Source organism: Sporosarcina koreensis (genome assembly GCF_001531445.1).
Lineage (GTDB): Bacteria > Bacillota > Bacilli > Bacillales_A > Planococcaceae > Sporosarcina > Sporosarcina koreensis_C.
Map to the genome: position 1 here is coordinate 20,452 of NZ_LQYA01000136.1, position 20,943 is coordinate 41,394.

A 20,943-nucleotide genomic window follows, 5' to 3' on the forward strand; every position below is an offset into this window, starting at 1 on the left:
ATGAGCTGAACGTCAAAATGACGCATGCCCAATACCCGTTTCGATGCTTCACGGACAACGGCAAATGCGTCAGGCAGGATTCCCTGAACGGTTTCCCCTTCCTGAATCTGCACTTTGAATACTTCCGTCATATGGGCGAGTTCTTCATCTGATAATGTTTCGTATTTTGATTCCAAGTCATTTATGTGTTGGACAACTTTGCGGTATTTGCGAAGTTGTCGTTCGCTCGTTTGATTTGAACGTTTGAAAATTGATAACATATGATTGACGCTCCTTTATCTCATCCTTCTATTAAGGATACAGGTTCTATTTTATCAAACTATAAACGAAAAGACTACCTTGTTAAGAAATTGTACGCACGGCAAGTTAAGGATACTCTATCTTACAAAAGGGTAAGGTAGTATTGCGTGACAGTTTCACGAACTTGGGTGCTTTCCATTGGCAGACGTGCTATAATACTTGTGGCTAACTAAATTATTGTTATTTTACGGGGAGGAAGGACATGTTATTCCTTGCAATGGCTGCTGCATTCATAGCTTCCATCATACTGACTCCGCTCGTCATAAAATTCGCGTTCCGAATCGGGGCGGTGGATCATCCGAATTATCGGAAGGTGCACGCATCCGTCATGCCACGTATCGGGGGGATGGCGATCTTCGGTGCTTTCGTCATCGGATATTTATTGTTGCGCCCAACAGACGAGCATGCAATCGGGATCCTAGTTGGAGCCGTCATCATCATTATTACAGGCTTCCTCGATGATATGCTTGAAATCACCGCCAAGGCGAAGATGTTCGGCCAATTGGCTGCAGCGATCATCGTCGTCACATGGGGCGGCTTACAAATCGAATTTATTAACTTGCCATTTTTCGGCCCGCTTGACTTTGGTTACTTAAGTATCCCGATCACGATTCTTTGGATCGTCGGCATTACAAATGCTATTAATCTCATTGACGGATTGGATGGGCTGGCAGCGGGTGTTTCCACGATTGCCCTCATCTCTATCGCTGTCATGGCGATGATCATGGGAGAAATGTTTGTTGTAGCGACAGCTGCCATTTTGGCTGCGAGCGCACTTGGTTTCCTGTTCTATAATTTCCACCCAGCGAAAATATTCATGGGGGATACGGGAGCTTTATTCCTTGGCTATATGATCTCAGTATTGGCGTTATTAGGATATAAAAATGTTACGATGATTTCTCTTATCATTCCGATTATCATACTTGGTGTTCCGATCTCGGATACGTTCTTCGCCATCATCCGTCGTGTGCGGATGAAGCAGCCGATTTCAGCTCCGGATAAATCGCACTTGCATCATTGTCTGTTGCGTGCAGGGTTCTCTCATCGGCAGAGTGTTCTGATCATCTATGGATTGGCTATCCTATTCGGTGTAGCAGCAGTTCTTTTCTCGCAAGCGACTGTATGGGGCGCCATCGTACTGATTGTCGTCATGCTTCTTGCAATCGAGCTGTTCGTCGAAATCATCGGCCTCGCGGGAACAAATTACCGGCCTTTATTGAACTTGGTTCGTATGATTGGAAAATAAATGAATGCACTATAACAACGGTGGTATGCGAAGTTTCGCATATCACCTTTTTTGATTGAAAAATACCCGCTTGGAAAGTCATCGATCATTTCCTACAGTTTATAGATCAATTGCTACTATTATAAGTTGAAATAAATAACTTCTTCTAACCGTTGATTTCCGTTCCGAGCGGACGCTTTCCGCGGGCACGGCTTCAGCCTCCTCGGATGTGCTCCCAACGCTGCGCTTTTGGTCGCAAAAGCCGTTCTTCGTGACGGCTTTTCCTGCGGGGTCTTCAGCTCGCGCTGTTCCCGCTGGAGTCGCCGCTCTGCACTCCAATCAACCAAGTTAATAGGTAAAATAATAAGTTCAACTTATATAGTTATCAATCATTTCCCGGTATATATCGTTCGGGACCTTTGACTCGCTGGAGTTTCCCCTTCTCCAATAAAAAACATCCCGCTGAAATGATTTCAGCCGGGATGGGAAGTTTCATTGAACTATTCACTTTAATAATCATCGCTGCCTTCGGCGGTTTCGTCCGCACCACCGAGGACATTCGGATTATTGCTATCGGTTAACGAAGACGAATCTGGAATCAAACCAAGATGAGCTTTCAGCAACTGGCTTACATTCTCCAAATCACTGTCTTTCAACTTATAATAATAGATGCCTGTCGACCAGTCGTCATAGCCTTGCAAATTGATTGTATCGATTTGCGGCATGCCGCCTTTTGCATACTCCCAGAAGGAAGTCATTTCTTTGAACGTCATGTCCGTTTTCATATTATCGCCGACAGCTTCGATGACATCGCCATATTTCGTGATGGATTTCACCGATACCATTTCTTTGATGATTGCCTGCAATATCATTTGTTGCCGCTTTCCGCGCTCGAGGTCACTGTCGAGCTTACGTGTTCGCGCTAATGCAAGTGCATGCCTGCCGTCCAAAACTTGTAAGCCTTTGACTAATTGAATCGTGTTTTTATCGTTCTCGTCTTTTTCAAGTCTATTATAAGGAACGTCGACTTCAATTCCGCCGAGTGCATCAACGACTTCGATGAAGGCATTGAAGTTCATTTTTACATAATAATCGATCGGGATATCAAGCATTTCTTCGACCGATTCGATTGCCGCATGTGTGCCGCCGAATGCATGGGCGTGGGTGATTTTGTCACTATACCCGACCTTCGGGATGTAGACGTAGGAATCACGCGGGATGCTTAATAGTTTAACGGATTTCTCTTCGGGATTGAACGTGGCGACAAGAAGGGCATCGGAACGGCTATGGCTGTCCCCTTGCATTCGCGCCTCGCTATCGTCCACACCTATTAATAGAAGGGACACATTATCCTTCGTGGGCTCCACTTTCGCTTCAGCTCTTATTTCGGATTTCTTTGTTTCAGGAACTGCTTCATACGCTCTATCGACTGCCTGCTCGGCTTGTTGTTTCAATGAGAGCCCGTAAGCTGCAATTGCAAGCAAGGCAGTCAGCGAAACTAATAGTCCGACCTTTATAGCGAGCCGTGCTTTAGATGTCTTCTTTTTCATTTTTTTAAAATCTCTTCTTTTCATAGCTTGTATAGGCCTCCACCATCGGCTAAGGAATCTTCCCAAGCAAATTTAATAGTCCATGCAAAACGGAAAATCGACAAACAAGTTTAGAATCCGCAGAATACACAATAAATCGTCAACTTTCACCATTATACTATTAAATTCCTTGGTCGTATACTATTATTGCGAATCGAATTCAAGGAACGAAGTCGAGGCTTCTGAAATATCTGCCTGGCCGTTCGTCAATTCTGTTATCCAACCGATGAATGTATCAGTTTCCGCAATTGGAACATATAGCAGCAAGCTGACGTCTTCTTCGTAGAGGATCTCTTCGAGTGGATAAGGCGACTGTCTCGCTTCATTCTCAACTTTGCCGAGCCATGTATAATCGATGGACACTTTCATGAGCCGATGAAGCTTGCGCTCGACGATACCTGTTGCAGCAATTCCTTCGGTAGTTGCGCGGCCGTATGCTCGGATAAGGCCGCCGCCTCCAAGTTTGATGCCGCCAAAATAGCGCGTGACGACAACTGCAGTATCTTTCAATCCTTGCTTTTTTAGTACTTCCAGCATGGGAAAGCCTGCCGTACCTGAAGGTTCTCCATCGTCATTTGCCTTTTGGATCTGATCATGTTCACCGATTATATAGGCGGAACAGTTATGTGTAGCAGTATGATGCATCTTTTTGATGTCTTGAATGAAGTCAATCGCTTCTTCCTCGGTCTCTACGCGCTTGACGTATGTGAGGAATCTGGATTTCTGGATGACGATTTCACTTTCACCAGACAATTTGACTGTTTTGTAATCTGCTCGCATTTGCAGCACTCCCGTCACTTGTAATACAATCTTAATACGCAATTAGTTTTATGATGATATAATAATAAAGTGTATAAGGAATTAAGGAATACTGCAACATTGCCTACGTTTAGATTTTTCGCTTTCCAGAAGGGAGGAGTTGAGGTGGCAGAAAAGACGATGGATATCCAGAATTTGGAAAAGATATTCAACAACATGGTTAATGTGATGGATCAATCCAAAAATGACATTTTCACTATAAGCGAACAAAGCCGTCAAACCTTCCAGGAGATGCAAACCGAGCTGGTTGTCATAAAAGAAGATATTTCCCGGGTAATCACTGAAGGGGATTTTTTGGAGGATATGACTCGCCAATCTCGAAGGCGTTTGGCAGATGTTTCCAAAAACTTCATGAACTACTCTGAAGAGCAAGTTCGTCAAGCGTACGAAGTCGCTAACGATTTACTCGTCAGGCTATCGATCAACCGAATGGAAGAGAAACAATTACGCGTTCGGCGGGACGAGTTGGACCGTCGCATTGTCGCCCTTTTGGAAACGATTGAGAAAGCGGATCAACTTGTCAATCAAGTGACGACGGTCATTACATATTTGACATCCGATTTGAAAAAGGTCGGGGAAGTACTGGAAACTGCCCGACAGAAACAGGAATTCGCCATTCAAATCATTCAAGCGCAAGAAGAGGAACGCAAACGGTTATCACGGGATATCCATGATGGACCTGCACAGATGCTTGCCAATGTGCTGCTTCGATCGGGGCTTATTGAAAAGACATTTTCCGAGAGAGGCTCGAATGCTGCGCTATCTGAACTGAACCAATTGAAGGAAATGGTCAGGAATGCCCTTCTTGAAGTCAGACGCATCATTTATGATCTCCGTCCGATGGCATTGGATGACCTTGGCTTGATCCCGACGCTCCGAAAATATTCTTCAACAGTCATGGAATATGAAAAAGGCGCCACCATTCATTTCATGAATAATGGAACAGAGAAAAGGTTCGAGTCCAGCATTGAAGTGGCGATTTTCCGCCTCGTCCAAGAATGTATCTCAAATGCACTTAAACATGGAAATTCAAGCGATGTTTGGGTGAAAGTCGAATGGCTTCGTGATACAATGAATATTGTCGTGAAGGATAATGGCAAAGGGTTCGACCTGAGTCAAACTAAAGATAAATCATTTGGCATTATAGGGATGCGGGAGCGCGTCGAACTGCTAAAAGGCGAGATGAAGATCATGTCGACAATTGGCAATGGCACTACTGTGTTATTCCGTATTCCGTTACATGAAAATATAATTGAATAGGGTATTGGGAGGGAAATGAACATGACGAAAATTTTAATTGTAGATGACCACCAGTTATTCCGTGAAGGAGTTAAAAGAATCCTTGATTTTGAAGACTCATTCGAAGTGGTGGGTGAAGGGGACGATGGCAGTGAAGTGGCAGAACTATACCGCCGCTTTGAGCCGGACGTCGTCTTAATGGATATCAATATGCCTGGAATGAATGGAGTGGAAGCGACGGAAATTCTGAAAAATGATTTTCCGGAAGCGAAAGTGATCATGCTTTCCATCCATGATGATGAATCATATGTGTCACATGCGTTGAAATCGGGAGCGCTTGGTTATATGCTGAAAGAAATGGATGCAGACGCGATTGTACAAGCAATCAAAGTCGTTGCTGCAGGCGGTTCTTACTTGCATCCGAAAGTGACGCATAACCTTGTGTCCGAATTCCGCCGTCTGAGCGAACGTGAACATAAAGGATCTTTCCAACAAAATGATATCCGCCGCCCGCTTCATTTATTGACGAAGCGAGAATGCGAAGTTCTGCAGCTGTTGACAGATGGTCAAAGTAACCGGACAATCGGGGAAACGCTTTTCATTTCCGAGAAGACAGTTAAAAACCATGTTTCGAGCATTTTGCAGAAAATGGGTGTCAACGACCGTACACAAGCGGTCGTCACAGCAATCAAAAACGGCTGGGTCGAAGTAAAGTGATGTTATAATAAAAGGGGCCTCCTATTAGGAAGGTCCCTTTTACCATACAGGAGGAAAAGTAATGAAAAAAACACTTGTTTTCGCAATGGTCCTATTCGTGCTCGTCCTTGGCGCATGTTCAAAAAAGGAAGACTCATCGAACTCCGGTTCAGTGAATGATGGGGAAGCTCCAAGCGAATTCGGTTCGATCGATCATGGTGTCGACGAAACGAAAGTAGGCTTCAATATGTCAGGCGACACGATCGAAGAAGCCGCAAATGTGCCAGCGGAGGAGAAAGAGTTGATCATCCAGTCGTTCGACACGTATATCCATGCATTCAACAACCAGGACATCGACGAATATATGAGCACGCTCTCCGAGAAGCCCAAAAGCTTCAACTTGGATGAAGAGCGCGAGTATATTGAAGAGGCATTTGAACAATATGAACTATCCCGCGAGGCCAAAGATATTACAATCGTGAAATTTGATGAAGAGACAGGCGAAGCCCAAGTATTCGCCAACTTGGCAACGAAAATGAAACAGAAGTCCACAGGTTTGGAGACGAACCGTGATGGCAGGCAAGTGACTGTCTTTACGAAAGAGGGCGGGGATTGGAAAGTGAACTCCGTTTATTATATGGAAGACCAGCAATAATGTTTATGTACAATCAAATATCCACAGACTGAAACTGTCCAGACCGTTGGACAGTTTTTTCATTTTAAAACAAAAATTACCTCCAGCGGCCATATTGCTTTCCGGAAATGAAAAAGGTATAATGGGAACAAACGTTCCTTTTGGAAGGAGGAAACCGTAATGCCTTTAATTCCGGCGAAGGCATTGCCTCATTTCGAAAATATGATCTACTTGCCAATGGTCCTGATCGTCCTTCAACGCGACCGGGAACTATTTGAAAAAGGCCCGTTCAAATTGAAGGGCCCTTACTTGAAAATTGTCGATAACACGATGAAGCAAGTCCAAAGCGAACTGCAGGAAACGACATTCTATTTGCGGCGGAATAATATGAAATTGATCCGGAAAACGAGAGACAGTATGTTCACGGAATACATTTTCATCAATGGCGGCTATGAAGACCACCGTCGCTATTTGAATGTCCGGCTCCGCAATCGGACGGAAGAATTGTTGGACCTGTATTTCACAAGGTCGGGTAATCAGTTGGCGGGCCATTAGGCGGGAACAGAAAAGAAGCATGGAAGTTCCTTTGCCTTTTCAAGAAATCCCTTTCGAGCAATTTGGCCAAAGCATACTGCCGATTCATCGTTGGGATTGAAATATCCAATTTGTATGTTTGCCCATTCTCCAACATGATGGAAGTTCCAAGTCCGTCCGTTTCGTAAAAATCAATTGCATGGTAGGAAATCCATACATTTTGATCCGATAAAGGAGATAACGTCGGAATGAAGATGAATGGAATGCCAAAAGCGTTCGCCAACAGAAAAGGTGCTTTCTGCTTATGATCCCCAAATAATCGCCTGGATGTACTCATGACAGTTGTGTAACTGGAGCCATAGAAATCACAGGAGCCGGTCACAATATGTATCGGTTTTTTTGAAACCGTCAATGTCCTGTTACGCTCAATAACCTTCGTGAAAATCTTATTGCCTTCTAGCTTCGGTTGTAACATGAGGGTATCAAACGATAGATGATACCTTGGTTCGAATTCATTCAAATCCCCTTCCCCCTATCCTGATTTTCCCGCATTGACTTGCAGTAAGACTCCCACATAGGTAGGAGATCGACTGCAAGTAAATGCCTGAGTGGTTCAACTAACTCAGTGGTCCACTGAGTGAAGCTTCACTTTATCCCATCCCTTACTAGTATTATAGGGTAATGAATTAGAAAAACAAGGATTTTAAATGAATAATTAGAACTATTCGATAAAAGGTCGACGCATAAAAAATCCCCCGTCCAAAAACGGGGGAAATGAAGTATTATTCAGCTTGATAATCCAGTGCGGCAGCACCGAGTGTTTTCGCGGCGAGAAGCATCGCCTGTTCCTCGAAATCGAATTTCGGATGATGGTGAGGATACGTTTCAGCCGGCTGGGCACCTGTGAAGAAGAATGTTCCCGGCACTTTTTCCAAATAATACGCGAAATCCTCTCCGCCCATTTGAGGCTTGCTTTCCACGACGTGCTCGACGCCGGGAACCGATTCGGCAATGCTTTTCAAAAACTCGGTTTCTTCCTTATGGTTGACGACGGCAGGATAGCCGCGGAAATAGTCAAACCGGATTTCGCAATCATTGGTAAGTGCTGTGCCTTCGACGACCCGTGCCATTTCCCGCTCCATCATGTCGCGAACGTCCGGATCGAATGTGCGTACCGTGCCTCCAAGTTTAGCAGAATCGGCGATGACATTGAACGCGTTATCAGCAACGAATGAACCGACGGATAAGACAGCTGATTCGATCGGATCCACGCGACGGGATACGAGCTGCTGCAAGTTCATGACGAGCTGTGCACCGATGACGATGGCGTCCTTCGTCTGATGCGGAGCCGCTCCATGGCCACCAGCGCCTTGGACCGTAATTTCAAACCGGTCGGCAGCTGCCATGACGGGTCCTGTTAAATATTCGATAGTCTTATAAGGAATGAGCGACCAAAGATGCGTGCCAAAAATGACATCGACGCCGTCCAGGCAACCGTCCTCGATCATTGAAATGGCCCCTCCTGGAGCAAATTCCTCTGCGTGCTGGTGGATGAAGACATATTCACCTGCAAGATCTTCCCGCAGTTCATAGATCGCTTTCGCCAATTGCAGCAAAGCCGCTGTATGGCCGTCATGTCCACAAGCATGCATGACGCCGGGCACCGTCGATTTGTATGGGACGTCTTTTTCGTCTTGGATTGGCAATGCGTCAAAGTCGGCGCGCAAAGCGACCGTCTTGCCGGGACGGGCCCCTTTGACACGGGCCACTACGCCATTGCCGCCGACGCCTGTACGTACTTCGACGCCAAGATCTGTGTAAAAATCATGGATGTATTGTGCGGTTTTTTCCTCTTGGAAAGATAATTCCGGATGCATATGCAGATGTCTGCGGATAACGACCATTTCTTCGTATGCTATGTCCAATTTCTCGAACAATTGCTCATTCATTCGAATACCCCTCTCGAAACGCATTATTTATATTCGTAATTATAACAATACGTTTCGGGAGCCGCAATGTGCTCAAACAATCATTCTTTGTCGTCGATTTTCGCAATATACGTCGTGATATAAGACGCGCTGGCAAAAATATGTGTCGTATTACCAGCGAATTCCTTCATGTCGAGCGATTGGGGCGATTCCTTGAAATCTCGTGAATGTTTCCATCTGTCATAGTCGGACGCGTCCTGCCATTCGGTAATGACGATATACGTGTCCGAGTCGAGCGGGCGAAGCAGGCGGAAAGCGATGAAACCTTGCTGGCTTTCAATCTGGCCGGTGTTCGTGGAAAAACGGTGTTCGAAGATCGGCCGTCCTTCATCCGTGACGGGGATGTTATTGTAGACGAAGTAGCCCTCTTCCTGCAATCCGCCCGCAGAGCTGACTACTTCATATCGTCTCGGCGTCTGAAAGACCGACTTCCCCTCCGTTTCATGCAATAGCAGCGACTGGCCGCCGCCGTGCATGAGAATCATTCCTTTATTCGCATGACGCTCTTGAAGCTTCTCCATGAAATCCCTTGTTCCGGTAGTCAAATACACATACATTCCCAAGCCCTCCTTAAAAATTTATTAGGTACTACTCATATTTTCCCTTAACGGGACAATTAAAACAAACATTGTCGAATTGGTGGCGGCGAGCAGGAAATATGGGTACAATTTAATGACAAATGGGCTCAAGCACTATACATTCAAAAGGGAAACGTCTATATTTGAAAGCGAATATGTAGACTTCGATAATTATTATAAAGAAAGTGGGAATCGATTTTATGACAACATTTAACGATACACTGCTTCGCGCTGCAAGAGGAGAAAAAATCGAACATACGCCGGTTTGGTTCATGAGGCAAGCAGGCCGATCTCAGCCTGAGTACCGCAAGATCAAAGAGAAGTATTCACTAGAAGAGATTACACATCAGCCGGAGCTTTGCGCTTATGTGACAAAGCTGCCTGTCGATCAATACAATGTCGATGCGGCGATTTTATATAAGGATATTGTGACACCACTTCCAGGAATCGGAGTGGACGTGAAAATAAAAGCGGGTGTCGGCCCAGTCATTTCGAACCCGATCCGTTCGGTGCAGGACGTCCATAATCTTGGTGAGCTTTCGCCGGAAGATCATATCCCGTTCGTCATCGATACGATCAAAATCCTGAAGGAGCAATTGAATGTGCCGTTGATCGGCTTCGCCGGAGCGCCATTCACATTGGCGAGCTATATGATTGAAGGCGGTCCTTCAAAAAGCTATAATTTGACAAAATCCTTTATGGTATCGGAACCTGAAGCATGGTTTGCGCTTATGGATAAATTAGGCGATACGATCATCACGTCGATCAAAGCCCAAGTGGCAGCGGGCGCAGCGGCGATCCAAGTGTTCGATTCATGGGTTGGCGCATTGAACGTTTCTGATTACAGGATCTTCATCAAACCTGTCATGACGCGCATCTTTAATGAGCTTCGCGAATTGAATGTGCCTTTGATCACGTTCGGCGTAGGAGCGAGCCACTTGGCGAATGAATGGCATGACCTTCCTGTAGATGTCGTCGGTTTGGACTGGCGTTTATCCATCAAGGAAGCCGGGGAAAGAGGATTGACGAAGACATTGCAGGGGAACTTGGATCCATCCTTGCTTCTTGCAGATTGGAACATCATCGAAGAGCGTGCGAAAACAATCGTTGAACAGGGTGTCGTTCACGGCAGCCATATTTTCAACCTTGGTCACGGTGTCTTCCCTGAAGTCCAGCCTGCAACATTGAAACGTTTGACAGAGTTCGTTCACGAATATAGCGCGCAACTTCGAAAATAAATCACACATATAAATTGTAAACGGGGTGCAACTGATGACAAAAAGGAAAATGGGGCTTTTAGTCATGGCGTATGGAACGCCGTATAAGGAAGAGGATATCGAACCGTACTACACGCATATCCGGCGCGGTCGTCCGCCAGCACCGGAACAACTGGAAGATCTGAAGGCGCGCTATCAGGCGATCGGCGGCATTTCGCCGCTCGCGAAAATTACGGAAAATCAGGCGAATGCGCTTGGCGACCGTCTGAATGCGATGCAGGACGAAATTGAATTCAACGTCTATGTTGGTTTGAAGCACATAACGCCTTTCGTTGAAGAAGCAGTGGAACAGATGCAAGCTGACGGAATCAAAGAAGCAGTGTCGATCGTCTTGGCACCACATTATTCTACATTCTCCGTGAAATCCTACAATGAACGGGCGAAGGAAGAAGCAGAGAAGCACGGCATTTCTATGACATCCGTCGAAAGCTGGTACAAGCAGCCGAAATTCATCGAATACTGGTCTGATAAAATCCGGGGCACATATGCTAGCATGAGCGATGCAGAACGGGAAAAGGCATGCCTCGTCGTATCGGCGCACTCGTTGCCTGAAAAGATCAAGCAATTCGGAGATCCGTATCCGGAGCAATTGGTAGAGACGGCGAAATTGATTGCGGAAGCGGCGGAAGTGGAGAATTTCGCGGTCGGCTGGCAAAGTGAAGGGCAGACGGGTGAGCCATGGCTCGGACCGGACGTCCAGGATTTGACGCGAGACTTGCATGAGAAGGAAGGCTATGCAACATTCGTTTATACGCCGGTTGGCTTCGTTTCGGATCATTTGGAAGTCCTTTACGATAATGACCATGAATGTAAAGTGGTTTGCGATGAGATCGGTGCATCCTATTACCGTCCCGCAATGCCGAATACGGACCCGCTTTTCATTAGCGCAATGGCGGAAGCGGTATTTGAACAATTGAAGGAAGCCTGATGGCAGCTAGGAAGTGATGGCATGAGTGAACAAAAGAAAAGAGTCGTCATCGTCGGTGGAGGGATCACTGGGCTTTCTGCGGCATTTTATATGCAAAAAGCGGCCCGTGAACAAAACTTGCCGATTGAAGTGACGCTGATTGAAGCGACGAACCGGCTGGGTGGGAAAATCCAGACGGTCCGCCGTGACGGCTTTGTCATCGAACGGGGGCCGGACAGCTTCCTCATCCGAAAGAAAAGCATGGATACATTCGCGAACGATCTTGGTATCGGGAGCGACCTCGTGCGCAATGCGACGGGACAGGCGTATATTCTTATGAATGGCCGGTTGCAGCCGATTCCGGGGGGCTCCGTCATGGGCATCCCGACGAAAGTAGGTCCGTTTCTGAAATCGGACCTGTTTTCATTGGCGGGCAAACTGAGGGCGGCAGGGGATTTCGTCTTGCCGCGTTCTGGAATTGAAGGGGACCAGTCACTCGGCCACTTCTTCCGTCGCCGGTTCGGATCGGAAATAGTCGAAAACTTAATCGAACCGTTGCTATCGGGAGTGTATGCGGGCGATATCGACCACATGAGCTTGCAATCGACGTATCCTCAATTTTACGAAGTCGAAAAGAAACACCGCAGCCTCATTCTCGGCATGAAGAAGACGACGCCGAAGCAAGTGCCACAGAAGGACGGGCATGGTGCTTCCAAAAAAGGGGCGTTCCATTCACTGCGGAACGGGCTTGAATCGATCGTCGAGGCGGCGGAACAGCAACTAGAACCCGGAACGGTGAGGAAAGGAATCCGCATCGAAAGCATTTCCAAGCAGGGGAATCAAACCGTCCTCAAGCTGAATACCGGGGAAACGGTTGTGGCCGATTCGGTCATCGTTACGACCGGTCATATGGCGGCAAGCCAATTATTCGCCCCACACGGATTGCTGCAAGGATTGAAGGAAATCCAGACGACATCCGTTGCGACGGTCGCTCTCGCATTTCCTGAAGAAGCGGTCATCCAGGATACCGAAGGGACAGGTTTCCTCGTTTCGAGGAGCAATGATTACTCCATCACTGCCTGCACTTGGGTGCATCGGAAGTGGCCGACGACGACGCCGCAAGGGAAAATCCTGCTGCGCGCATTCGTCGGAAGGGTCGGAGAAGACGCGATCGTCGATTTGCCTGATGATGAAATCGAGCGGATCGTCCTCGAAGACCTAGGGAAAATCATTACGATCAAAGGCAAGCCGGACTTCACGGTCATCACACGTTTCAAAGAGGACCGCCCACAATACCGTGTCGGGCACCGCCAACGTGTAGATGCTGCCCGCGCAGAACTGAAAAAAGACTTCCCGAACGTCAAATTGGCGGGCGCCTCTTATGACGGCGTCGGATTGCCGGACTGCATCAATCAAGGCAAAGCGGCCGTGGAAGAAGTCATTGCTGATTTATCCCGCTCTAACTGGCTGTAAGACCCCACTTTTGGGGGCAACAGCCAGTAAGAGCGGGATTGGTTCTAAATCAGTGGGGATGAAGGAACTCCCTAATGATTGAAGTTTCACTTTATTTGCGAAATAAAATCGAAAAGTCCGCCTCAGTGCGGGCTTTTTACATTGAAAGGAATTGAGTATGAAAAAGCTTTTGGTAATCATAAGTACAGCGATCCTATTGTCAGCCTGCAATATCGGCAACGAGTGGGATAATCCGATGCCGGAAGAAGGCTTTCTCATCATCGCGCATCGAGGAGCTTCAGCATATGAACCGGAAAACACGATGCCCTCCTTTGAACTTGCCGATGACCTTAATGCGGATTACGTAGAGCTTGACGTCCATATGACGAAAGACGGGGAACTGATCGTCATGCACGACGATGACGTGAAACGGACGACGGAAGCGGTAGGGAAAATAAAAGACTATACATTGGCCGAACTAAAAGAGTTGACCGCGAATGAAGAAAAAGGCGAGAAAGTCGCCGTTAGCGGCGGGGATGAAGAAGAAGCATATGAAATCCCGACGTTGCTGGAAGTTTTTGAGGAGATGGAAGAGGACATCTGCTACGTCATCGAGCTGAAAGATACCGATCAGTATCCAGGGATTGAGGAAAAATTGGTCGAGCTCATGAAGGAGAATGGAATGATCGGTGATGATGGCAAAAGCTATCCGAAGGCGGTCATCCATTCATTCGATAAAAAAGCATTGAAACAGGTTCATAAACTCGAACCGGCGATCCCGTTAATGCAGCTGATCTCTTTTGACGAAGGGGAGGAAGCGGAATTGTCGGCGGATAAGCTGAAAGAACTCCTGACATACGCATCAGGCATCGATGTCAGTTATGAAGCGTTGACGCCCTCTTTCGTCAACACGATGCATGACGAAGGGTTGGCGGTATATGCCTATACGGTGAATGACGCTGAAGCCGCCCTTCGGTTGAAGGCGATGGGTGTCAATGGAATCCATACGGATGAACCCGACATTTTAGACGAATGAAAACAGCTGGGAAGCAATATCCCAGCTGTTTCATTTTTATTAGATGATGTTGCATTCGTCGCATTTATTGCTGTAGCATTCGTGCTGCTCCTCAATCTCTTTTCCACACTCGGCACAGGTTTTCGCAGGCAGGTTCTTGAAAAACTCAATGACATTCTCTAGCATCGGCGTTCCCTCCTGTTCTTTTGTACTAATACTAAATCAATAAACGGGCTATTATTATATAACAGAGTAAGTAAAAAAATTAGACGATATTGCACTCGTCACATTGATCCCGCATTAACTGTCTGTAAGATTCCAAACAAGTTTGAAATCAACAGTCAGTAAATGCCCGATTGTTTCAACTAACAATCAGTGGAAAACCGTCACTGATTGAAGTTTCACTGTATTACTGTAGCATTCACGCATCTATTAGATTTCATTTCCACAAACTTCACAGGCTTTGGCGGGCAGGTTTCTGAAAAACTCTACGATACTCTCGATCATTTCATCATCCTCCTCTTGTTCTATAACTAAATTTGATAGTGTGATTGTAATATAACAGTGAAGCAAAAGTCAAGACTTATTTGTTCTTTTCAGATAAAATAGATGTGAATTCATTTACATAGGGAGCGATACTATTGTATTTCGTTGATAATAAAGGAATTACAGATCCAAGAATCAACCTTGCGATCGAAGAGTATGTATTGAAAAACATGGATATCGATAAGGATTCGTTTTTGCTGTTCTATATCAACGAACCATCTATTATTATCGGTAAGAACCAGAACACGGTCGAAGAGATCAACACCGAGTACGTTGATGCGAACGGTATCCACGTCGTCCGCAGGCTTTCAGGCGGAGGGGCAGTGTACCATGACTTAGGGAACCTCAACTACAGCTTCATAACGAAAGATGACGGGGAGTCATTCCGCAACTTCAAAAAATTCACCGAGCCGGTCATCAAGGCATTGGCTGATATGGGCGTTACAGCGGAATTGCTAGGCCGCAATGACATTCTCGTCGAAGGTCGCAAAGTTTCAGGCAATGCACAATTCGCGACGCAAGGCCGCATGTTCACCCACGGGACATTGATGTTCGATACGGAAATCGAGCGTGTCGTGTCTGCATTGAAGGTACGGAAGGACAAGATCGAATCGAAAGGGATCAAATCGATCCGCAGCCGTGTCGCGAACATTTCAGAATTCATCGAAGGGCCGATGACAATCGAGCAATTCCGCATGGAGATTCTGAAGTCGATTTTCGAAGGCGAAGAGAATGTCCAGTATTGGGAGCTGACCGATGAGGACTGGGACAACATCCGAGCTTTATCCGCAGAACGCTACGGAAACTGGGACTGGAACTACGGCAAATCCCCGAAATTCAATATGCAACACTCCCATCGCTTCCCTGTCGGCGGCATCGACGTGCGCCTGCAAGTGGAGAAAGGAAAAATCGATGACGTTAATATTTATGGCGACTTTTTCGGTGTCGGCGATGTGGCAGTCGTCGAAGAAAGATTGAAAGGTGTTCAGTACGATCGCGATTCCATCACGAAAGCGCTCGATGCGGTCGATATTCCGACGATACTGGGAGGCATTACGAAAGAAGAATTTATTAATTTAATCTATTAAGTTGAAAACCGGTGCTGAGCCGGCTTTTTCTTTTGCCTACGTCTAGACTCCGGGTGGCAACTCCTCAGGTCATAAGTCAGCGATGCTGCTCGTCTTAGGGCGACCTTTCGCATATCTGTCTTATGCATGTCGGAGCTAACCGCTCCCCCCCCCGCTTTTGCTATAGTTTATGCGCGATTGCTTCAGGGGGTGTGGTTAACTCGGTTTTGAAGGAAGTAATGGCTGGAGTGGTGATAAAGTCTTCCTAAGTGGTGATAAACTTCTCTCAAGTGGTGATAAATTCCCCCTGGGCGGTGATAAATTGGCGAGTCGGTGATAAAGTCTTCAAAGTCGGTGATAACTAGTCAAGAGTCGGTGATAAACCCCGAAGTCGGTTGTAACACATCGAAAGTCGGTGGTAATCGATTTCCCCATCCACCTTCTTCGCTCCCCGAGCGTGCACTCCAGTTTTGCGATATAATGTATGGAATAGAGAAGGGGGAATTTGCGATGGGGAACCACCGTATTTTCATTGTTGAAGATGATAAAAAAATTGCACAGCTATTGGCGGATACGCTGCGCAAATATCAATATGACGTTGCAATCGTCGAGGATTTTGATAATGTGGAGGCGGAGTGTGCTGCGTTCGATCCGCATTTGATCCTCCTCGATATCAATCTGCCTTCGTATGACGGTTACTATTGGTGCAGGCAGCTTCGCCAAACGACGACATGCCCAATCATTTTCATCTCCGCTCGTTCAGGCGATATGGACCAAGTGTTTGCGCTTGAGAACGGTGGGGACGATTTCATTACGAAACCTTTCCATTACGAGATCGTCCTTGCGAAGATCAGAAGCCATTTGAGAAGGGCGTTCGGAGAATATGCGCCGAGCCAAGGGGAGCGTACGGTGAAGCTTGGTTCGCTCGAGCTGTTCATCGAGCGGATGGAGCTGCATTTGCGCGATGAACAGATTCCGTTGCAGAAAAAGGAATGCGTCATCCTTGAGCTGTTGATGGAGGCGTCGCCGAAAGTCGTATCACGGGAGACGCTGCTTGAAGAATTATGGGACGACCAGTCATTTGTCGATGAAAACACGCTGAATGTGAATATGACGCGCGTGCGGAAAAAGCTGACCGATTACGGCGTACAATCGGTCATCGAGACGGTCCGCGGATCAGGCTACCGCTTTCTTGTCGCAACGGAGGAATCATGAAGCAAATTGTTTTATTCCTCAGGGAGCATTTATCTTGGATCATTTTCGAAATGATGCTCGTCACGTTCATCCTCGTCCTATATTGGCTGGACGGTTTCCGTGGGATCAATACGGCGATCTACTCGATCATTATGAGCTTGCTGCTGACGGCAGGCTTCCTCATCGGGAAATTCATTATGAGGCGTTCATATTACAAAGCGATCCTGCGCAAGCCGAAGAAGATGGAGGATGCGCTCATCCGTAATGTGCAGACGACGGAACAGCGCAAATCGACGGAGTTCATGCGTAATTTGTACGGATTGTATCAAAATGAAGTGCAATCGCTTTACGCTTCGCAGCACCGGCAGCTCCAGTTCGTCAATCAATGGGTGCATCAGATGAAGACGCCGATTTCCGTCATTAATTTGCTGCTGCAGGAAGATGGCGAGTTGGACAAGCGTAGCATCCGTGAGGAAGTCGATAAAATCCAGCGCGGACTTGACGTCGTGCTCGTCAATGCCCGGCTTGAGACGTTTAAGGAAGACATGCAGATCGAACAGGTCGGCTTGAAGAACCTTATTCAGCAGATTGTCACGGACCATAAGCGGCTGTTCATTACGAATGGCGTATTTCCGGTCATTTCAATCGACGAGTCGCTCGTTGTCGCGACCGATGCGAAGTGGATGAAGATTGTCATCGGGCAGTTCATTACAAATGCTGTGAAATATACATTTGAAAAAGGGAAGCGCCTTTATGTGACGGCAGAGCAGACTGCAAAAGGCTTTGAGCTCACAATCCGCGATGAAGGGGTCGGCATTCCGGCGTCCGATCTGAAACGGGTGACGAAAGCGTTTTTTACGGGTGAAAACGGCAGGTTGACCGGTGAATCGACGGGAATGGGCCTTTATATCGCTGACGAAGTGTGCTCGAAGCTCGGCCATCCATTGACGATTGAATCGGAAGTGGGGAAGGGGACTTCTGTCAAGATTCTGTTTACAAATGGAGAGATAGGTGAAGTGGATGAAGACCTCGATCGTGGAATTGGAGCAAGTGACGAAGATCTATGAAGGAAAAGTGATGCACCGCGCGCTGAATCGCCTTGACTTCGAGGCGGACGCGGGGGAATTCATCGCTATCATGGGGCCTTCAGGCAGCGGGAAGACGACGTTGTTGAACATCATTTCGACAATCGACATGCCGACGTACGGGCGTGTCATGATTGACGGCATCGAGCCGGAAGCGTTGAATTCAAATGAACTGGCACTATTCAGACGGCATAATTTCGGCTTCGTCTTCCAGGACATCAATCTGTTAAAAAGTTTGACGGTGGAAGAAAATATCGTGCTGCCGCTAACATTGGACGGGCTGCCGATCATGGAGATGCAAAAACGGGTCGACCGGCTGGCGGGTCAATTGAGTCTGAAAGAAATCCTCAACCGACGCCCGGACGAGCTGTCAGGTGGACAGGCGCAACGGACCGCTGTCGGACGGGCATTGATCCACAATCCGAAGCTCATTCTGGCCGATGAACCGACAGGGAATCTCGATTCGAATTCGGCGAAGGAAGTCCTTGAATTGCTCAGCCTTGTCAATCAAACCGAGCGGACGACGATCATCATGGTGACGCATGACCCGATTGCGGCGAGCTATTGCGACCGCGTGCTGTTCATCAAAGACGGCGAATTTTTCAATGAAATCTACAAGGACGAGCGGCGCCAGACGTTTTTCCAGCGGATTTTGAATGTGCTCAGTCTACTTGGAGGGAATGTCAATGACTTGCGGATGCTGTAACAGGGACATTCGAATAGGGAGGAGAGCCACATGACGTTTCGCCAGTTCGCTTTCCGGAATGTCATGCGGAACCGGCGAATCTACGCTGCCTTTTTCATGGCGAGCGTTTTTTCGGTCATGGTGTTTTTCCTCTTTTCCATGCTACTGTTCCATCCGTCAATTGAAGGCAGTGCATTGCAGGACATCGCAGTGCTCGGCATGGGCATCGCAGAAATCATCCTTTACATATTCACGATGTTCTTTCTGTTTTATTCGATGCGGGCATTCTTGCAGGCAAGGACGAAGGAGTTCGGCATCCTGCTCCATTTAGGGATGGAGAAACGGCAGCTGCACCGGCTCATTTTCATCGAGACATTTATCATCGGCGCAGCTTCGATTGGTGTTGGCACCTTTTTAGGATATATGTTTTCGAAATTCTTCTTTATGGTCGTAAAAAGGATCATCCTGCTGCCCGCGCTTCCCTTGTATTTTTCATGGGAACCGTTCGCATTGACGGTTGGCGCATTCCTAAGCCTCTTCGTCATCATTTCATGGGTCGCTCCTGTTTTTATCCGAACAGGCAAGCTCGATGAATTGATCCGCGGAGAAGGCGGTGGCATGGAGGTGCATGGTTTTTCAAAGATTCGTGGAGTGATTGGCCTCGTGCTTCTAGGACTGTCCTATAGCATGGCCGCTTTCACGTCGAATAGCATCGTCATTGGTCTTATTTTCCTGTTGCCGCCGCTCGTGACGCTTGGCACGTACCTCTTTTTCACAGATTCGTTGCCGTTCATCCTCCATCTGTTCAAAGTGCGGAAGGAATTCTATTGGCGACATTTTCGCCTGCTCGCAGTTTCAGAAGGCGTTATCCGCCTGAAGGAGAATGCCCGGATGTTTTTCATCGTGACGATCGTTTCAACGATTGCATTCATGTCTGTCGGCATCCTCGCTTCGCTCACTTCATTCGCTTCTCAATACCGGGAGATGAATCCGCTCGGTCTTGTGTACGAAAGCTTTCCTGGAAATGAATTGGAGCAGGATCATATCAATCGGCTTGGATATGAACTGAGGAAGAACGAAATCGAATATACATATGTTCGATTTCCTGTTCTGAAACAACGCTCATCTTTGACGGACTATGACGTTATGATTCTCAAGCTCTCGAGCGTCAACAGGCTGTCGAAATCATTCGGCAATCAGGCGTTTGAATTGCTGGAAGGCGAGGCGCTGTTCCTGCCGCCGACCGCTTCCACTTTCGAGCAGCTGAACAGGCAATCCGTCCGGACGGTTCTCGAAGAAAGCGGTATTGAGGTGCGGATTAATGGCGCCTATCCATATCAATTATTCCCTGCCCATGCAATCGGCACGAACGCGATCATTTTAAACGACGCCGACTATGAGAAATTAGCTTTACTTGTCGAGCCGTCGTCCATCTATCATGCTTTCGACATACCAGACTGGCAAAAAACGAAAAATATCGGGCTGACAATCGAGCATTCCGTAACGGAATCGATATTGACAGGGACACGAAGTAAACTACATTTCACATTTGATAATCCTGGCCTGAACTATTCCGTCATACGCACGACATTCACATTGCTATTGTTCATCGGGCTATTGCTTGCAGGCGTTTTCCTGCTTGCCGCGGGAAGTTTCATCTACTTCCGCCTTTATACATCGCTCGACAGCGACCGCAAGCAGTTCGATGTGCTCCGGCGGATGGGCATCACCGACAGGGAATTTAAGAAAATCGTCAACCGGCAGCTCATCCCTCAATTTTTTGTCCCATGGGGCGTCGCGCTCGTCCATAGTTCATTTGCGTTCCTATCATTGCAAGTCATTTGGGACGCTCTCGCGGAAATCTCCATCGTCCGCGAACTGATCATGGTACTCGTCGGCTTCACAGCGCTGCAAGTCATTTATTTCTACCTGATCCGCTGGCGCTATCTAGCCCATATCCGGTCACCGGAGTAGACGTGGCATGAAATACGCATAACTGTCTTGAAAAGTCCATAAGTCGCGATAATCACGCATATATCCGTCTACAAGTCCATAACTGACGATAAACGCGCATAAACCTCCCAAGAAACGCATAACCGCCTTATGAAGCCTT

General features: G+C 47.2%; 21 protein-coding genes and 1 pseudogene. 14 read left to right on the forward strand and 8 right to left on the reverse strand.

Annotated elements, in window-relative coordinates; genetic code table 11:
• Positions 1-260 (reverse strand): annotated as a pseudogene (gene secA2 / locus AWV70_RS24650) (accessory Sec system translocase SecA2); the annotation flags it as partial.
• A 242-nt stretch (positions 261-502) separates the two neighbouring features.
• On the opposite strand from secA2, the gene AWV70_RS14440 reads away from it, so the two are divergent.
• Positions 503-1,546, forward strand: a complete 1,044-nt coding sequence (locus AWV70_RS14440) for a glycosyltransferase family 4 protein (protein ID WP_060208559.1) — start codon at positions 503-505, stop codon at positions 1,544-1,546.
• A gap of 488 nt (positions 1,547-2,034) precedes the next feature.
• Here AWV70_RS14440 and AWV70_RS14445 read toward each other — a convergent pair whose 3' ends face one another.
• Both AWV70_RS14445 and AWV70_RS14450 read right to left on the reverse strand, forming a co-directional pair.
• Positions 2,035-3,099, reverse strand: coding sequence for an LCP family protein (locus AWV70_RS14445; RefSeq protein ID WP_060208562.1), 1,065 nt, complete (start codon positions 3,097-3,099; stop codon positions 2,035-2,037).
• Between the two features lie 159 nt (positions 3,100-3,258).
• Positions 3,259-3,894 carry a YigZ family protein gene (locus AWV70_RS14450; RefSeq protein WP_060208564.1) on the reverse strand — a complete coding sequence of 212 codons (636 nt, stop codon included), beginning with the start codon at positions 3,892-3,894 and terminating at the stop codon, positions 3,259-3,261.
• A gap of 159 nt (positions 3,895-4,053) precedes the next feature.
• Here AWV70_RS14450 and AWV70_RS14455 point away from each other — a divergent pair, with 159 nt between their 5' ends.
• The 4 genes from AWV70_RS14455 (at position 4,054) to AWV70_RS14470 (ending at position 7,057) form a co-directional block, all read left to right on the forward strand.
• Positions 4,054-5,193, forward strand: a complete 1,140-nt coding sequence (locus AWV70_RS14455; RefSeq protein WP_060208644.1) for a sensor histidine kinase — start codon at positions 4,054-4,056, stop codon at positions 5,191-5,193.
• A gap of 21 nt (positions 5,194-5,214) precedes the next feature.
• Positions 5,215-5,889 (forward strand): response regulator, encoded by a 675-nt coding sequence (locus tag AWV70_RS14460; protein WP_060208569.1) that lies wholly within the window; start codon positions 5,215-5,217, stop codon positions 5,887-5,889.
• Between the two features lie 61 nt (positions 5,890-5,950).
• The gene (locus AWV70_RS14465) at positions 5,951-6,523 is read left to right on the forward strand and encodes a nuclear transport factor 2 family protein (RefSeq protein ID WP_060208572.1); all 573 of its coding nucleotides are present in this window, start codon (positions 5,951-5,953) and stop codon (positions 6,521-6,523) included.
• A gap of 159 nt (positions 6,524-6,682) precedes the next feature.
• Positions 6,683-7,057 carry a hypothetical protein gene (locus AWV70_RS14470; protein WP_060208576.1) on the forward strand — a complete coding sequence of 125 codons (375 nt, stop codon included), beginning with the start codon at positions 6,683-6,685 and terminating at the stop codon, positions 7,055-7,057.
• Here the strand turns inward: AWV70_RS14470 and AWV70_RS14475 are convergent.
• The 3 genes from AWV70_RS14475 to AWV70_RS14485 all read right to left on the reverse strand — a co-directional run bounded on the left by AWV70_RS14475 (position 7,023) and on the right by AWV70_RS14485 (position 9,581).
• Positions 7,023-7,556: a competence protein ComK gene (locus AWV70_RS14475; protein WP_060208579.1), complete on the reverse strand. Its 534-nt coding sequence runs from the start codon at positions 7,554-7,556 to the stop codon at positions 7,023-7,025. The genes AWV70_RS14470 and AWV70_RS14475 overlap by 35 nt on opposite strands.
• Positions 7,557-7,818: 262 nt before the next feature.
• The gene (locus AWV70_RS14480) at positions 7,819-8,985 is read right to left on the reverse strand and encodes a M20 family metallopeptidase (protein ID WP_060208582.1); all 1,167 of its coding nucleotides are present in this window, start codon (positions 8,983-8,985) and stop codon (positions 7,819-7,821) included.
• A gap of 80 nt (positions 8,986-9,065) precedes the next feature.
• Complete coding sequence (locus tag AWV70_RS14485; protein ID WP_060208585.1) at positions 9,066-9,581, reverse strand: antibiotic biosynthesis monooxygenase family protein; 516 nt, start codon at positions 9,579-9,581, stop codon at positions 9,066-9,068.
• A 221-nt stretch (positions 9,582-9,802) separates the two neighbouring features.
• On the opposite strand from AWV70_RS14485, the gene hemE reads away from it, so the two are divergent.
• From hemE to AWV70_RS14505, 4 genes are all read left to right on the forward strand, one after another.
• Positions 9,803-10,840: a uroporphyrinogen decarboxylase gene (gene hemE / locus AWV70_RS14490; RefSeq protein WP_060208589.1), complete on the forward strand. Its 1,038-nt coding sequence runs from the start codon at positions 9,803-9,805 to the stop codon at positions 10,838-10,840.
• A 34-nt stretch (positions 10,841-10,874) separates the two neighbouring features.
• Positions 10,875-11,807 carry a ferrochelatase gene (gene hemH, locus AWV70_RS14495; protein ID WP_060208592.1) on the forward strand — a complete coding sequence of 311 codons (933 nt, stop codon included), beginning with the start codon at positions 10,875-10,877 and terminating at the stop codon, positions 11,805-11,807.
• Positions 11,808-11,828: 21 nt separating this feature from the next.
• Positions 11,829-13,259 (forward strand): protoporphyrinogen oxidase, encoded by a 1,431-nt coding sequence (gene hemY / locus AWV70_RS14500; protein WP_060208595.1) that lies wholly within the window; start codon positions 11,829-11,831, stop codon positions 13,257-13,259.
• 157 nt (positions 13,260-13,416) lie between these two features.
• Complete coding sequence (locus AWV70_RS14505) at positions 13,417-14,274, forward strand: glycerophosphodiester phosphodiesterase (RefSeq protein WP_060208598.1); 858 nt, start codon at positions 13,417-13,419, stop codon at positions 14,272-14,274.
• A 39-nt stretch (positions 14,275-14,313) separates the two neighbouring features.
• On the opposite strand, the gene yhfH (AWV70_RS22990) is transcribed toward AWV70_RS14505, so the two are convergent.
• Together yhfH (AWV70_RS22990) and yhfH (AWV70_RS22995) are read right to left on the reverse strand one after the other, a co-directional pair.
• On the reverse strand, positions 14,314-14,439 hold the full coding sequence (gene yhfH, locus AWV70_RS22990; protein ID WP_082713641.1) for a protein YhfH: 126 nt from the start codon (positions 14,437-14,439) through the stop codon (positions 14,314-14,316).
• A gap of 246 nt (positions 14,440-14,685) precedes the next feature.
• On the reverse strand, positions 14,686-14,760 hold the full coding sequence (gene yhfH / locus AWV70_RS22995; RefSeq protein WP_082713644.1) for a protein YhfH: 75 nt from the start codon (positions 14,758-14,760) through the stop codon (positions 14,686-14,688).
• A gap of 134 nt (positions 14,761-14,894) precedes the next feature.
• Between yhfH (AWV70_RS22995) and AWV70_RS14510 the strand changes: the two genes are divergently transcribed.
• From AWV70_RS14510 to AWV70_RS14530, 5 genes are all read left to right on the forward strand, one after another.
• The gene (locus AWV70_RS14510) at positions 14,895-15,887 is read left to right on the forward strand and encodes a lipoate--protein ligase (protein WP_060208601.1); all 993 of its coding nucleotides are present in this window, start codon (positions 14,895-14,897) and stop codon (positions 15,885-15,887) included.
• Positions 15,888-16,376: 489 nt separating this feature from the next.
• Complete coding sequence (locus AWV70_RS14515) at positions 16,377-17,081, forward strand: response regulator transcription factor (RefSeq protein WP_060208605.1); 705 nt, start codon at positions 16,377-16,379, stop codon at positions 17,079-17,081.
• Positions 17,078-18,127 carry a sensor histidine kinase gene (locus AWV70_RS14520; RefSeq protein ID WP_060208608.1) on the forward strand — a complete coding sequence of 350 codons (1,050 nt, stop codon included), beginning with the start codon at positions 17,078-17,080 and terminating at the stop codon, positions 18,125-18,127. The genes AWV70_RS14515 and AWV70_RS14520 overlap by 4 nt, the downstream gene beginning before the upstream one ends.
• The gene (locus AWV70_RS14525) at positions 18,081-18,851 is read left to right on the forward strand and encodes an ABC transporter ATP-binding protein (RefSeq protein ID WP_060208611.1); all 771 of its coding nucleotides are present in this window, start codon (positions 18,081-18,083) and stop codon (positions 18,849-18,851) included. Before AWV70_RS14520 ends, AWV70_RS14525 begins: the two co-directional genes overlap by 47 nt.
• Before the next feature lie 30 nt (positions 18,852-18,881).
• Complete coding sequence (locus tag AWV70_RS14530; protein WP_060208614.1) at positions 18,882-20,804, forward strand: FtsX-like permease family protein; 1,923 nt, start codon at positions 18,882-18,884, stop codon at positions 20,802-20,804.
• The last annotated feature ends 139 nt before the right edge of the window (positions 20,805-20,943 follow it).

What these genes read in the sequence shown, in the direction of transcription:
- AWV70_RS14440 (WP_060208559.1), top strand. Translation starts at nt 503, where the DNA reads ATGTTATTCCTTGCAATGGCTGCTGCATTCATAGCTTCCATCATACTG.
- AWV70_RS14445 (WP_060208562.1), bottom strand. Translation starts at nt 3,099, where the DNA reads ATGAAAAGAAGAGATTTTAAAAAAATGAAAAAGAAGACATCTAAAGCA.
- AWV70_RS14450 (WP_060208564.1), bottom strand. Translation starts at nt 3,894, where the DNA reads ATGCGAGCAGATTACAAAACAGTCAAATTGTCTGGTGAAAGTGAAATC.
- AWV70_RS14455 (WP_060208644.1), top strand. Translation starts at nt 4,054, where the DNA reads ATGGATATCCAGAATTTGGAAAAGATATTCAACAACATGGTTAATGTG.
- AWV70_RS14460 (WP_060208569.1), top strand. Translation starts at nt 5,215, where the DNA reads ATGACGAAAATTTTAATTGTAGATGACCACCAGTTATTCCGTGAAGGA.
- AWV70_RS14465 (WP_060208572.1), top strand. Translation starts at nt 5,951, where the DNA reads ATGAAAAAAACACTTGTTTTCGCAATGGTCCTATTCGTGCTCGTCCTT.
- AWV70_RS14470 (WP_060208576.1), top strand. Translation starts at nt 6,683, where the DNA reads ATGCCTTTAATTCCGGCGAAGGCATTGCCTCATTTCGAAAATATGATC.
- AWV70_RS14480 (WP_060208582.1), bottom strand. Translation starts at nt 8,985, where the DNA reads ATGAATGAGCAATTGTTCGAGAAATTGGACATAGCATACGAAGAAATG.
- AWV70_RS14485 (WP_060208585.1), bottom strand. Translation starts at nt 9,581, where the DNA reads ATGTATGTGTATTTGACTACCGGAACAAGGGATTTCATGGAGAAGCTT.
- hemE (WP_060208589.1), top strand. Translation starts at nt 9,803, where the DNA reads ATGACAACATTTAACGATACACTGCTTCGCGCTGCAAGAGGAGAAAAA.
- hemH (WP_060208592.1), top strand. Translation starts at nt 10,875, where the DNA reads ATGACAAAAAGGAAAATGGGGCTTTTAGTCATGGCGTATGGAACGCCG.
- hemY (WP_060208595.1), top strand. Translation starts at nt 11,829, where the DNA reads ATGAGTGAACAAAAGAAAAGAGTCGTCATCGTCGGTGGAGGGATCACT.
- AWV70_RS14505 (WP_060208598.1), top strand. Translation starts at nt 13,417, where the DNA reads ATGAAAAAGCTTTTGGTAATCATAAGTACAGCGATCCTATTGTCAGCC.
- yhfH (WP_082713641.1), bottom strand. Translation starts at nt 14,439, where the DNA reads ATGCTAGAGAATGTCATTGAGTTTTTCAAGAACCTGCCTGCGAAAACC.
- AWV70_RS14515 (WP_060208605.1), top strand. Translation starts at nt 16,377, where the DNA reads ATGGGGAACCACCGTATTTTCATTGTTGAAGATGATAAAAAAATTGCA.
- AWV70_RS14520 (WP_060208608.1), top strand. Translation starts at nt 17,078, where the DNA reads ATGAAGCAAATTGTTTTATTCCTCAGGGAGCATTTATCTTGGATCATT.
- AWV70_RS14525 (WP_060208611.1), top strand. Translation starts at nt 18,081, where the DNA reads ATGAAGACCTCGATCGTGGAATTGGAGCAAGTGACGAAGATCTATGAA.
- AWV70_RS14530 (WP_060208614.1), top strand. Translation starts at nt 18,882, where the DNA reads ATGACGTTTCGCCAGTTCGCTTTCCGGAATGTCATGCGGAACCGGCGA.